The organism is Chryseobacterium lathyri (assembly GCF_003290185.1).
In the GTDB taxonomy this organism is placed as follows: Bacteria; Bacteroidota; Bacteroidia; order Flavobacteriales; family Weeksellaceae; genus Chryseobacterium; species Chryseobacterium lathyri.
In genome coordinates, this window is the sequence record NZ_QNFY01000019.1 from 23956 (window position 1) to 35461 (window position 11506).

Annotated in this window: 14 protein-coding genes; 7 read left to right on the forward strand and 7 right to left on the reverse strand. The window is 37.8% G+C overall.

Translation table 11 applies throughout. From position 1 onward, the window contains the following. Positions 1 to 8: 8 nt before the first annotated feature. Both DRF61_RS20595 and DRF61_RS20600 read left to right on the forward strand, forming a co-directional pair. Positions 9 to 584, forward strand: a complete 576-nt coding sequence (locus DRF61_RS20595) for a DUF6705 family protein (protein WP_111960609.1) — start codon at positions 9 to 11, stop codon at positions 582 to 584. Positions 585 to 624: 40 nt separating this feature from the next. Then, positions 625 to 1194 carry a DUF6705 family protein gene (locus tag DRF61_RS20600; protein WP_111960611.1) on the forward strand — a complete coding sequence of 190 codons (570 nt, stop codon included), beginning with the start codon at positions 625 to 627 and terminating at the stop codon, positions 1192 to 1194. 52 nt (positions 1195 to 1246) lie between these two features. On the opposite strand, the gene DRF61_RS20605 is transcribed toward DRF61_RS20600, so the two are convergent. Further along, positions 1247 to 1777 (reverse strand): NAD(P)H-dependent oxidoreductase, encoded by a 531-nt coding sequence (locus DRF61_RS20605; protein WP_111960613.1) that lies wholly within the window; start codon positions 1775 to 1777, stop codon positions 1247 to 1249. Positions 1778 to 1869: 92 nt separating this feature from the next. Here DRF61_RS20605 and DRF61_RS20610 point away from each other — a divergent pair, with 92 nt between their 5' ends. Together DRF61_RS20610 and DRF61_RS20615 are read left to right on the forward strand one after the other, a co-directional pair. After that, positions 1870 to 2262 carry a winged helix-turn-helix transcriptional regulator gene (locus DRF61_RS20610; protein ID WP_111960615.1) on the forward strand — a complete coding sequence of 131 codons (393 nt, stop codon included), beginning with the start codon at positions 1870 to 1872 and terminating at the stop codon, positions 2260 to 2262. 250 nt (positions 2263 to 2512) lie between these two features. Beyond that, positions 2513 to 3022 (forward strand): hypothetical protein, encoded by a 510-nt coding sequence (locus DRF61_RS20615; RefSeq protein WP_111960617.1) that lies wholly within the window; start codon positions 2513 to 2515, stop codon positions 3020 to 3022. 38 nt (positions 3023 to 3060) lie between these two features. Here DRF61_RS20615 and DRF61_RS20620 read toward each other — a convergent pair whose 3' ends face one another. Both DRF61_RS20620 and DRF61_RS20625 read right to left on the reverse strand, forming a co-directional pair. Then, on the reverse strand, positions 3061 to 3609 hold the full coding sequence (locus DRF61_RS20620) for a DNA-3-methyladenine glycosylase I (protein ID WP_111960619.1): 549 nt from the start codon (positions 3607 to 3609) through the stop codon (positions 3061 to 3063). Continuing rightward, positions 3606 to 3926: a nucleoside triphosphate pyrophosphohydrolase family protein gene (locus DRF61_RS20625; RefSeq protein ID WP_111960621.1), complete on the reverse strand. Its 321-nt coding sequence runs from the start codon at positions 3924 to 3926 to the stop codon at positions 3606 to 3608. Before DRF61_RS20625 ends, DRF61_RS20620 begins: the two co-directional genes overlap by 4 nt. 156 nt (positions 3927 to 4082) lie before the next feature. Between DRF61_RS20625 and DRF61_RS20630 the strand changes: the two genes are divergently transcribed. The 3 genes from DRF61_RS20630 to DRF61_RS20640 are packed head-to-tail and all read left to right on the forward strand — an operon-like array spanning position 4083 to position 6477. After that, entirely contained in the window at positions 4083 to 4997 is a 915-nt protein-coding gene (locus DRF61_RS20630; protein WP_111960623.1) for an alpha/beta fold hydrolase, read from the forward strand. A gap of 38 nt (positions 4998 to 5035) precedes the next feature. Next, a complete protein-coding gene (locus DRF61_RS20635) occupies positions 5036 to 5395 on the forward strand; it encodes a hypothetical protein (RefSeq protein ID WP_146897206.1) in 360 nt (119 codons plus the stop codon). A gap of 53 nt (positions 5396 to 5448) precedes the next feature. Then, positions 5449 to 6477, forward strand: a complete 1029-nt coding sequence (locus DRF61_RS20640; RefSeq protein WP_111960627.1) for a TQO small subunit DoxD — start codon at positions 5449 to 5451, stop codon at positions 6475 to 6477. Between the two features lie 221 nt (positions 6478 to 6698). On the opposite strand, the gene DRF61_RS20645 is transcribed toward DRF61_RS20640, so the two are convergent. The 4 genes from DRF61_RS20645 to DRF61_RS20660 form a co-directional block, all read right to left on the reverse strand. Then, positions 6699 to 8276, reverse strand: coding sequence for a DHA2 family efflux MFS transporter permease subunit (locus DRF61_RS20645; protein WP_111960629.1), 1578 nt, complete (start codon positions 8274 to 8276; stop codon positions 6699 to 6701). Between the two features lie 133 nt (positions 8277 to 8409). Then, a complete protein-coding gene (locus DRF61_RS20650) occupies positions 8410 to 9519 on the reverse strand; it encodes an HlyD family secretion protein (RefSeq protein ID WP_111960631.1) in 1110 nt (369 codons plus the stop codon). A gap of 16 nt (positions 9520 to 9535) precedes the next feature. Further along, positions 9536 to 10855: a TolC family protein gene (locus DRF61_RS20655; RefSeq protein ID WP_111960633.1), complete on the reverse strand. Its 1320-nt coding sequence runs from the start codon at positions 10853 to 10855 to the stop codon at positions 9536 to 9538. Next, positions 10839 to 11465, reverse strand: a complete 627-nt coding sequence (locus DRF61_RS20660; protein WP_111960635.1) for a TetR/AcrR family transcriptional regulator — start codon at positions 11463 to 11465, stop codon at positions 10839 to 10841. The genes DRF61_RS20655 and DRF61_RS20660 overlap by 17 nt, the downstream gene beginning before the upstream one ends. Positions 11466 to 11506: the final 41 nt, after the last annotated feature.

An 11506-nucleotide genomic window follows, 5' to 3' on the forward strand; every position in this document is an offset into this window, starting at 1 on the left:
AATAAAATATGAAAACAATATATTTAAGAATAGTAATTTTCACTTTAATTACAAATTTTATTTCTTGCAAAGCACAACAAGTCTATCCATTAAATGCAGACTATGAAGAAGTTCCTCAAAATTCATATTTAAAAGATTTAGATAATGAACTCACGCCTTATATAGGAATTTACAAAACAAATTTTAATGGAAATGAGGTCACTCTTTACATTACTAAGCAAGAACAAAAATTAGAAAAAACGGGACAGAAAACTTATTATATGGATGCTTTAGTAATAAAGTATATTGTAAAAAGTTCTACAGGAGCTGTTTTACAGGACACTAAAAATGATGTTAATAATCCAAACATAGAATTTTATAGCATAGGAACGAAACCAACACAAAATACCATAGTATTTTATTATAGTGGAACTAATTGTAGTGTGGGTTGGGGAGATATTTTCTTAAAGAAAATCAACTCAACTCAACTATCTTGGGAATACCGTCCGGATGATATTGTTACAACAGCAGCTAAATGCCCTCCAACATTGGACACAAAAATCTATCTTCCAGAGACAAAAGATTTAATTTTTACTAAGCAATAATAGCAAAGCCTCTTCGGAGGCTTTTCCCAAATGATGAAATATGAATATAATGCAATCAAAAATGCTATTAGCATTGACATTAATTATAAGTTTAATGTCTTGTAAAGCTCAAACCTTGCCTCTCAACACTGCTTTATTAGATATTCCGAATGGTTCTTATATAAAAGATACAAATAATGAATTAGCTCCATATGTAGGAACTTATAAAACTAACTTCAATGGGAATGAAATTACTTTGTTTATTACCAAACAGGAAGACAAATTAGAAAAAAGCGCTCATAAAAATTATTATATGGATGCATTAATTGTAAAATATATAGTTAAAAATTCTTTAGGTGCTACACTACAAGATACACAAAATAATAATATATATAATATTGAATTTTACAGTATTGATATACCATCTCCAAATACAATAGGTTTTCTATATAGTGGAACTAATTGTAGTGTGGGTTGGGGCGAAATTAATTTAAAAAAGATTAGTTCAACTCAAATCTCATGGGAATACCGTCCTAATGATATCGTTACAACAGCAAGTAAATGCCCTCCTAATTTGGACACAAAAATTTATCTTCCAGAAACAAAGGATTTGATTTTTACTAAACAATAAGTAAAGAGGTTGTCTCACTTTTGAGGCAACCTCTTACTTTTTTAGTAAAAAATCACAAGTTATCCAAAAACTCCAGATACATCGGCACACTCCTTTCCACCCATTCTTCGGAAGGATCGTTTTCGATTCCGTAATAGACGAAAGGCTCTTTATATTCTGCTCTGATATAATCAAAAGTGAGTTCATACGGACGGAAAAGCTCATTCATGGTATATTTATATTTTCCGGATGCGCTGTAGCCTTGTTCATCAATCCCAGCTGTAACCGCCAGGGTTATCTTCTTCCCTCCTAATTTATAGCCGCTTTTGCTCCCGTAGGCCCAACCGTAAAGAAGCACCTCATCGAACCATTTTTTCAGAAGTGGCGGACTGCTGAACCAGTAAAATGGAAACTGAAAAACGATTCTGTCATAAGATTCTATCAGCTGCTGTTCTTTGGCTACGTCAATTTTTTCGTCCGGATAAGCACCATACAGTGAACGAACAGTATATTTTTCCGGATGTTTTTTCAATTCCTCTATCCATCTTTTATTGATCGCTGATTTTTCTATATCCGGGTGAATGACTATTATTAATGTTTTCATTTCTATTTAAATTTCTTCAGCAAAAATAATATACGTAACTTACATTTTCAATAGTAGTGCCCAATTGTACGGTACTATAAAAAATGTAAGTAATGACTAAAATAAAGGAAACATCCACCAATTTTGCCAATAAAAAAGCCCTTTCCGATGAATGTCCCGAGATCTATGCATCCAATACTATCGGCGGACAGTGGGCGCTTGCCATCTGCTGCTACCTCATCAACGGAAAACTAAGATTCGGAGAGCTTAGGAAAAAGCTAAACAATATTACAGAACGTATGCTCACGCTGCAGCTCCGCAGACTGGAGGAAGACCGTATCATCACCAGAACTGTCTATGCTGAAGTCCCGCCACGCGTAGAATATGAACTGACCGAGATCGGATATAAGCTGAAACCGATCATCCTGGAATTTGAAAAATGGGGGAAAGAGCATAAGGAAATTATGAATGATAAGCATTCTGTCTCTGAATCTGAAAAGGCATAGACATTGACGAATTTAAATTTTAAGCAAAGTCATTCCTCTGAATTTTCATTAAACGGTTAAGGCCCTTTTCTATTGAGAAAACAAATTTACCCCTTTCAGAAATGTAATGATGACTTAATGAATACGAGAAGGGTATTGATTTCGACTATTTTTATAAGGAAGGTGAAGAAAATAATTTTCTCATTTACTTCAGTATACAGGGATAATAATTATTAAATTTAATCCGCCTTAAATCACCAAAAACTAAACTATGAAAAACTTAACCTTTTTAATCAGCTTATTAGCAGTACTCTTTTTTGGAATTTCAGTAAAAGGACAGAAAATCTCCGATGGCCAGACCATAGAGGTCAACGGAATGAGTGTCACATTTAATATTTTAAACAAAGAAAGTGTTGAAGCAGGCGGAAAGCCATATGACCGTTATAAGGTTTCGGCATCTGTAAAAAATACCTCAGATAAAGCGTACAACATCCGTTTGGCTTCTTATCCTCAGATTGTTACCAATACTGGTCTTGTAGAATTAGACTGTATCAATGCAACCGGTGCAAAACTGACCTCTAAAAAGATCGAGCTTAAAATGAAAGCGCAGATGATCAACGTGACCTACTCAGCATATGACAAATCCGGAAAATTTGCAACCAGCACTATTCCCGTAATAGGAAGCTATTATTTCGATCAGGGAGATACCATCAGTGACAATGCTATTTTTATTGTTCCACAAGGCGAAAAACCAGATGTTTCAGTAAGAAGTCTGAGATAATCTCATAAAATCCCGGAACTCTCAAGCTCCTTTAACCCCTACTCCTTCCAAAGCGGCTTCTGTTCCAGTATCTGATGATAAACAGGGCAGCTTTCGGTATGAGCACCTTTCAGATATCCTGTACTCATTAAAAATTCATTAACAATTTCTCCGCCCGTAAACTTGAATGTTTTTTTGAACAGCTTCATCCATTCCGGAAGGGTTTTCGGATGATGATGTTCCAGCCATTTTTCAAATGATCCAAATTCTTCCTGTAAAGTCAAAATGGTTTTAGCATTTTCAATGGCAGCATTCACTTTCAGCCGGTTTCTAATAATTCCGGGATCATTCAGCAATCTTTCCCTGTCCTTTTCGGTATATGCTGCAATAGCCTGAATATCAAAATTGTTATAAGCTTTTCTAAAGCTTTCCTCTTTCTTTAAAACGGTCTCCCAGCTCAGTCCTGCCTGGTTGATCTCCAGGATCAGTCTTCCGAAAAGTTCGTTGTCATCATGAATCGGGAATCCATAATAATGGTCGTGGTAGTTTTTATGCAGTTCTTTTCTGCTTTCGGGCTGCATCCCTTCTATGGCTAAACAATAACTCATTTAAATAAATTTTCTGTCTTGGTTAAAAATTGCTCTAAAGCTACTTTAATATCAATTCCCGTACGATCTGCCAACACGATCAGCCACCAGATATTTTCCCCTAGTTTATGTTCCAGCTCTGCAGCAGAATCTTTTTTCAACCATCTTTTCTGATGCGACATAATATCTCTTCCTACCAATCCGGCATCCGTAAGGTAAGCAAGCGCATCTTCTTCTAAGGTCCATTCTGTACCGTTGTGCTGACGTTCCAGCTCATGATACTTCTCCCTGATAGCCAAAGAACGTTTGATGATTTCGTCAAGATTATTTTGATCCATTGTTTTGTTTTCTTGAAATTGATGATTCTGAACAATTCAGGCAATAAAGATAAGGCAGGTTTGTGACAACTGTTTGTCAGTGGCATTTTAATTTTGAAATTAATGATATAAAATTTTAAAGAAACATCATAAATTAGAGACTCCAAAAAACAATCTATGAAATATCTTCTATCTCTGCTTTTTACCCTGCTTTTCCTTTCCTTTAATGCCCAGAAAATCTATTCCAAGGCTTACGGCAATTCAAAAAACACACCCATTATTTTTATCCACGGCGGACCGAGTGGAAATGCCACTTTATTTGAAGGAACTACAGCTCAAAAACTGGCAGAGAAAGGTTTTTATGTTATCGTATACGACAGACGCGGAGAAGGCAGATCTAAAGACGAGAATGCCTCTATGACTTTTAAAGAAAGTTTTGAAGATCTTAGTCAGATTTATAAAACCTATGGAATTAAAAAAGCAAACATCCTCGCCCACAGCTTCGGAGGAATCGTTGGAACACTCTTTACAAAACAGTTTCCTGAAAAGGTAAGCTCATTGACGTTAATCGGAGCTTTATTTTCCCAGCAGGAAACCTACGACCATATTTTAAAACAGGCTAAGAAAAAATTTAAAAACAATCCTTCTAAACTGAAAGAGATCTCTGAGATTGAACATTTGAGTAAAAACTCTGCAGATTACAGGAAAAGATGCTACAATCTAGCAAGTGATATGAATTTTTTCACCATGCCTTTCCCTACATCTGAAAGTCAGCAATTAAGGAAGGAATATGAATCCGGTGAGTTTTACGCAGTCAATTTCAGAAACCCGGAATCGCCTTTGAAATTTTATAAAAATGAAGTTCAGAACAATCTCGACAATACTGCCATTTTGAAAAGAATAAAAAAACATGGAATTCCCATTTTTGCTATTTATGGAAAAGATGATGGCATATTTTCAGAGAAGCAGCTCAACGATATGAAAACGATTGCCGGAGAAAATCATTTTAAGGTTATTGACAACTGTTCGCACTACTTATTTGTAGACCAACAGGATGAATTTCTGCAATTCATAAGCTTACATCTAAAATAAAGTGTAGTTTTGTGAAAATGCCCATACCAGGAACCCATATGAAAAATTACAAAGCACTCATCATGATGCTTATTTTGGTGTTTTCATTATCACCGTGTTCCGTAAAAAGAGATTTTCTAGGTATTTTTGATATCCAGCACATCAGTGGTTTAAATAAAATAAAAATAACAGCCGGGTCAGTATCTACATGTGATCTTTCTGCAAGCGCTTCATCTGCCCGAAGCATCTTTTCAAAAGCTGGTGTAAAACGTAAATGGGAAGGGACTCTTTTCAATTCAAATACAGTTCTCAGTTTTAGAGGGACAAAAAATACTTTCAACAAATATTCCGGACAAGCTTCCGGGAACAGTCCTCCGAAATATATTCTATTTAAAAGGTTGAAATTAAATCTGGCTTAAGTTTTAACCGGATCAAATTTTAATTAACAATCTTTTAATACTATACAATTTCAATGAAACATATTTCAGACAGCCGGTCTTATGACCTGGCCGGACTCTATACATTATCACTCCGCCTCGTTATCGGATGGACCTATTTTTCAGCTTTCTGGCGAAGGCTGATTCTCGAAAACAAACTTATTCCGGATGAAGCCGGATATATCGGGGAGAAATTCAATCATTTCCTGCCAAATGCTTTAGGAATAAAACCTCTTATAGAGTATCTGGTTACTCATCCGGATGCTCTGCACACTTCCATGGTTATTTTTACTATCGTTGAAGCTGTTGTAGGGCTCTTTATTATTCTGGGATTATTTACAAGATTAATGAGCATCGGGATTTTTGGCCTTGCAATGGGCATCTTATTAGGCTCCGGCTGGATCGGAACAACCTGTCTTGATGAATGGCAGATCGGTATCCTGGGAATTGCAGGAGGATTTGTTTTGTTCCTTACCGGGAGCGGGCCTTTTTCCTTCGATCATTACTTCATTAAGAATAATAAAAATTTCACCCGCAAAAAATGGTTTCCATGGCTGGGATCAGGTATCCTTCCTCTATCGAAGCCAAAAACAATTGTACTCGCAGGGTCAGTGTTCATTTTTGGACTTACGCTGTATACCAACCAGTATTTTCATGGTGGGGTCTGGGGAACGCTGCACAATAAATCTGTAAAACCTAAGATTGAAATTTCAAATATTTCCTTAGTCAACAGAGATCTATCATTTGAGATTTACAGAACAGAAGGTGTGGATGTTTACGGCTCTTTCCTGATCGGCATCCATATTCTGGATAAAAACGGAAATATTGTGAAAGCTTTAAACCATGCAGAACTTTCAAAATTCCCAAAAGAAAACATCAGGAATCATTATGTAGCTAAAGTAAAGCCGGGAAAGCACAGCCTGGTTATTCCTCTTGGCTCAAAGGCTGATCTTACCCTGAATCTTAATGATATTTTAGTGGAAAAAGAAGAAATCCATACGGTAAAACTGATCGACATTAGTGGTATAGAGTGGACGGCGAGGATTATAACTTTTAACCATTAAGGGTTTTTAAGTTTTTAAGAATAATAAGTGAGATGCTTCGAACTCTGCTCAGCATGACAATGTTAAAAGAGATTGTTAAAAAAAGTTCATATTTGAAATATCATGCTGAGCATAAACTGAAAGTTTACGAACGTAGTTCACGAAGCATCTTTAGTAAGAATATTTGTATTATTTCCACAAAAAACCTCCGGAATATCCGGAGGTTTTGTATTGAATTCGATTTAGTGCATGGCTTCACTTAAATCTATTTTTTCTTTACTTTTCCTTTCTTTAATGAAAAGGATAAACGGTATACATACGAGGAATATGACTCCTAAATAAAGGAAGACATCCATATACGAAAGCACGGTAGCCTGTTTTGTGACTGACATATCCAGCATTTTATAAGCAGCATTCATGGCTGCGTCGGGAGTCATTCCTTTTGCGACAAAACTGGCTTTTAATGCGTTCAGGCGTTGCTGTACATCAAAACTGTTTTCATCCAGATGGGAAATCAGATTGAGCCTGTACTTCTGGCCTGCATTGGCAATAAACGTAGTGATCGCCGCAATCCCGAATGAACCTCCGAGCTGCCTCATCATTCCTGTAAATGCTGCTCCCTGACCAATCTCCTGTCCTTTCAGTGTACTTAATGACAGTGAAGTGATCGGGATAAACAGAAGTCCTAACCCGGCTCCCCTTACAATCAGCATCCAGAAAAAGGCGTCTTTACTCGTATCTGGCGTCAGGATCTTGTAACCCCAGAAGCTATAGACAAAGAAGATGAAGAGTCCTAAAGATACCAAGATCTGCTGTTTTGCCCCTTTTGAAAGGAGCCTTCCGATAATTGGCATCATAAAGGCCGTCGTCAGGGCTGCAGGAATCATCAAAGCTCCCGACTGCAAAGCCGTCCAACCTAAAATACTCTGCGTATACAGCGGTACAATAAATGTAGAGCCATACAGTCCGAATCCTAAAACGAACGACATCACCGTTCCGATTCTTAAGTTCCCGTTTTTCAGTACCCTGAGTTCCACAATGGGATATTTGAAGGTAAGTTCCCGCCATAGGAAAAGGATGAAACCTAAGATGGCCGATACGGTAAATGTTACAATCATTCCACTTTCAAACCAGTCTTCTTCGTGTCCCCTTTCCAGGATAAACTGTAAAGACCCAACGGTAACAGCCAGCAAGGCAATTCCGATCCAGTCTACATCCGAAGCTTTCCGTTTTTCAGCATATTTCGGACTTTTTACAAACTGTAAAGTCATCAGCGTTGCTGCAATCCCAATCGGAATATTAATATAGAAAATATATGGCCAGCTGAAATTATCTACGATATATCCTCCCAAAGGCGGACCTAAAGTTGGGCCAATAATTACCCCCAAACCATAAATCGCCTGTGCCATACTTCTTTTCTCAATAGGATACGATTCTGTAATAATCGTCTGTGAGGTTACCAAGAGTGCTCCCCCGCCTATTCCCTGCATCAGCCTGAAAAATACAAGCTCCCAGATATTGGTGGCATTTCCGCATAAGAACGAAAATATGGTAAATATAATGATGGAAGCCGCGAAGTAATTTCTACGTCCAAACTGCTGTGACAGCCAGCTCGTCATTGGCACCACAATTACGTTACCAATTGCATAAGCTGTAATCACCCAGCCTACTTCAGAAAGTGTGGCTCCAAGGTTACCCTTCATCTCATTCAGGGCAACGTTCACAATCGTGGAATCCACAATTTCAAGCAGAGCACAAAGGATTGCCGTGATCGTGATGATCACTCTCCGGGCTCCATATTCTACTAATGAATCTTGCATAGTTTTTTACGATGTAAAAAGGTGAATTGTCAATAATTAATCATCTTCGTTGTCAATTTTCAACTTCATATTATCCTCATTCATTGACTTGCATCAGCAAAATTGACAATTCACTTATTTCACAGTTTTAATATTATTTAAGCGATACTTCTGCCTTCACGTTCATTCCTGTTCTCAGTCTTTTTGCAATATTCTTATCAAGATTTACAAAATCGATTTTTACAGGAAGTCTCTGAACCACTTTTACAAAGTTACCGCTGGCATTATCCGGAGGCAGGATTGAAAAAGTAGCTCCTGTTGCCGGAGAGAATGAGCTTACAACTCCATCAAATTCCTGGTCAGGGAAAGCATCAATCTCAATTTTCACTTTCTGACCTTCTACCATTTTATCTACCTGTGTTTCCTTGAAATTGGCTACTACCCATTTCTGGTCGTTTTTAACCAAAGCAAAAAGTTGTGATCCGGCCTGCAAGTACTGACCTGCCTGAGTGGAAACTTTTCCTACATATCCGTCTTCCGGAGCAAGAATCACTGTGTATGATAAGTTTAATTTAGCATTTTCCACATCTACTTCTCTCTGTTTTGCTACTGATCCTGCAACACTGATCTGTTGGGAGCTCGCTGCAGTCTGAGAAGACGCAATAGTAGTCTGCTGTGCAATCTGGTTTCTCTGATCCACCAAAACCTGAAGCTGTCTGTCCGCAGACTGTTTAGCCGCTAAAGCCTGTTCGTACTGCTGTTCTGTAATAGAATGGTCTTTTACCAGATTGGCATATCTTTTCAGATCCTGTGATGTTTTCCAGACGTTTACTTTTGCCGCTTCTATCTGGGCATTGGCCGTTGTTACCGCTGCTTGGGAAGAACTTATATTTTTTGAAGTTGCTGTAGTAGTTGCTTCCGCATTTGAAATGTTACTTTTAGCTGTTGATAAAGCAGCCTGAGCCTGCTCAAGGGCCATCTTCTGATCTCTGTTATCCAGAATCACCAAAGTATCTCCTTTTTTTACGAACTGATTGTCTTTTACTTTTACCTCTGCTACATATCCGGAAATTTTGGAAATTACCGGCGCCATATTGGATGTAATCTGTGCATCATCTGTTTCTTCGTGATACTGTCCGTAAGTAAAGGCTCTGTATCCATAGATCCCTCCACCGATTACTACAGCGGCTAAGATGATAGGAAAAACAAAATTTTTTTTCTTTTTAGGTTCAAGTTCAACGGTTGGTTTATTATTATTTTCCATTTTGGTTTCAGTCTGATTATTTAATTGTTAAAGTTCCTGTTGTCTGTAATAGTTTTCTGTACGCTAAAGCGGCATCTGCTTTCGCATTGATCACGCCTACGTTAGCTGATATCTGAGCTGCGTCCGCATCCAGAAGCTCTGTCATGGTTGCAAGACCGTTGTCGTATTTATTTTTGGTAATTCTGTAGTTTTCGTTAGCCTGTTCAGCAGCTTTTTCATATACTGCGATTCTCTTTTTAGAGTAATCCGTATTCTGATATTCTCTGTTAACGTCAAGCTTAATGTTATCATTCAGTAATTCATCGTTTGCTGCTAACTGCTTTTCTCTTGCCTGAGACTGTCTCAATGAAGAGTTTTCTTTCCAGATATTGGATAAATTGTAAGAAATTCCAACTCCTACGTTTACAGCATTGTATATGGTAAGGAATTTTGGAATGTCTGCGGCTACATATCCTCCGGTAAATGCTATGGAAGGAAGGTTTTCAGCTTTTGCGGATTTTGTTCCCAGTTCTGCCGCTTTTCTTTGCTGAGCCAAAGCCTGCAAATCTTTACGGTTTTCTTTAGCTTCATTTACATAGTAATCAACTGTTTTTACTTCAGAACCTTCATCAATATAATTCTGGTCTACTTCAATTTCTGTAGTTTCCGGAATACCCAGCAGCAGATCCATATTGATGTTGGCAATATTGTAGTTGTTTTTAGCTTCCAATAGCTGCAGCTCGATATTTGAGGTCTGAAGATTTGCTTTTAAACGGTCATTTCTAGCAATAACCCCGTTATTTTCAAGTTTAAGAAAAGTCTCATCCCTTTTTTGAGAAGCTGTAAGATTTTCTTCTAAAACTTTGATGGATTGGTTGGCTTTAAATAAATTATTATAAGCCTGAGCAACATTATAAGCGATGGCTATTTTATCATTTTCGGTGCTTAGTTTTGATGCTTCCACCAAATATTTTGCAGACTGGATACCGTATTTGATTCTTCCGCCACTGTAAATCGGTACACTAAGGTTAACCGATCCATAAGCAACCTGATGCACTTCCGGGCCTCCTGCTCCTGCTTCCGAAGCACTGGAAAGCTTTAGATCAACAGTGGGCTTAGTGGGTAGGTACATATAGCTCCCCGAAACTTTCAGTTCCGGAAGCTGCCTGTTTTTGGCTTCCAAAAGATCTGCCGTAGCTTCTTCGATCTTGGCGGCATCGATCTTAAGATTTTTACTGTTCTGGATTCCCAGCTGCACGGCTTCATCGAGAGTGAGCTGTTTTTTCTCCTGAGCATTTATGGCTGCAACTCCCATAAACAGGGATAATGCCAACACCGAGTTATTTATTCTCTTCATAACCTAAAAGGTCTTTTAGTAAATATTTTATATGTTTATTAAGTTCTGTGTAGTACTTTTCATCAAAAACTTCCTCATCATTTGTATCGTTGAGGAATTCTTTGTACATCTCTTTAGCATTGGATGCATAAAATAAAGTCCCGCTTACGGTAGCATGAAGTAAATAAATCGGAGGGTTTTTAGTGAAAATTCCTTTTTCCAGTCCGCTTTCAAGGACCTGCGAATACATGGAGATAAAGCCCATCTTGGTCTGCTTCAGAAATTCCACGATCTGCGGGCTTTCCGTGTGAAGCTGCTCACGCTGCATGATTCTGTAAAAACATTTTTGATGTCTTACTCTTCCGGAAAACTGGTCTACGATCTTTTCTATCTTCTGCCATTCATTGATATCTGTTCTTTCGAGAATATCTTTAGCAAAGAACTGACCTTCATTCATTCTGTATTCCACTAATTTCTCATACAGCTTTTCCTTGGATCCGAAATAATAAGAAATCATAGAGATATTTACATTCGCCGCTTTGGAAATCTCCCTCGTGGAAGTCCCTTCGAAGCCTTTTTCAGCAAAAAGCTTCTCTGCAGCAAATAATATATTTTCTTCTTTTGAAACCATAGCAATTCTATTTTTCAGGGCGCAAATTTACATAACATTTT

Bases quoted from the DNA above. Each gene is read 5' to 3' on its own strand.
- DRF61_RS20595 (WP_111960609.1), top strand. From the start codon at position 9: ATGAAAACAATATATTTAAGAATAGTAATTTTCACTTTAATTACAAAT.
- DRF61_RS20600 (WP_111960611.1), top strand. From the start codon at position 625: ATGAATATAATGCAATCAAAAATGCTATTAGCATTGACATTAATTATA.
- DRF61_RS20605 (WP_111960613.1), bottom strand. From the start codon at position 1,777: ATGAAAACATTAATAATAGTCATTCACCCGGATATAGAAAAATCAGCG.
- DRF61_RS20610 (WP_111960615.1), top strand. From the start codon at position 1,870: ATGACTAAAATAAAGGAAACATCCACCAATTTTGCCAATAAAAAAGCC.
- DRF61_RS20615 (WP_111960617.1), top strand. From the start codon at position 2,513: ATGAAAAACTTAACCTTTTTAATCAGCTTATTAGCAGTACTCTTTTTT.
- DRF61_RS20620 (WP_111960619.1), bottom strand. From the start codon at position 3,609: ATGAGTTATTGTTTAGCCATAGAAGGGATGCAGCCCGAAAGCAGAAAA.
- DRF61_RS20625 (WP_111960621.1), bottom strand. From the start codon at position 3,926: ATGGATCAAAATAATCTTGACGAAATCATCAAACGTTCTTTGGCTATC.
- DRF61_RS20630 (WP_111960623.1), top strand. From the start codon at position 4,083: ATGAAATATCTTCTATCTCTGCTTTTTACCCTGCTTTTCCTTTCCTTT.
- DRF61_RS20635 (WP_146897206.1), top strand. From the start codon at position 5,036: ATGAAAAATTACAAAGCACTCATCATGATGCTTATTTTGGTGTTTTCA.
- DRF61_RS20640 (WP_111960627.1), top strand. From the start codon at position 5,449: ATGAAACATATTTCAGACAGCCGGTCTTATGACCTGGCCGGACTCTAT.
- DRF61_RS20645 (WP_111960629.1), bottom strand. From the start codon at position 8,276: ATGCAAGATTCATTAGTAGAATATGGAGCCCGGAGAGTGATCATCACG.
- DRF61_RS20650 (WP_111960631.1), bottom strand. From the start codon at position 9,519: ATGGAAAATAATAATAAACCAACCGTTGAACTTGAACCTAAAAAGAAA.
- DRF61_RS20655 (WP_111960633.1), bottom strand. From the start codon at position 10,855: ATGAAGAGAATAAATAACTCGGTGTTGGCATTATCCCTGTTTATGGGA.
- DRF61_RS20660 (WP_111960635.1), bottom strand. From the start codon at position 11,465: ATGGTTTCAAAAGAAGAAAATATATTATTTGCTGCAGAGAAGCTTTTT.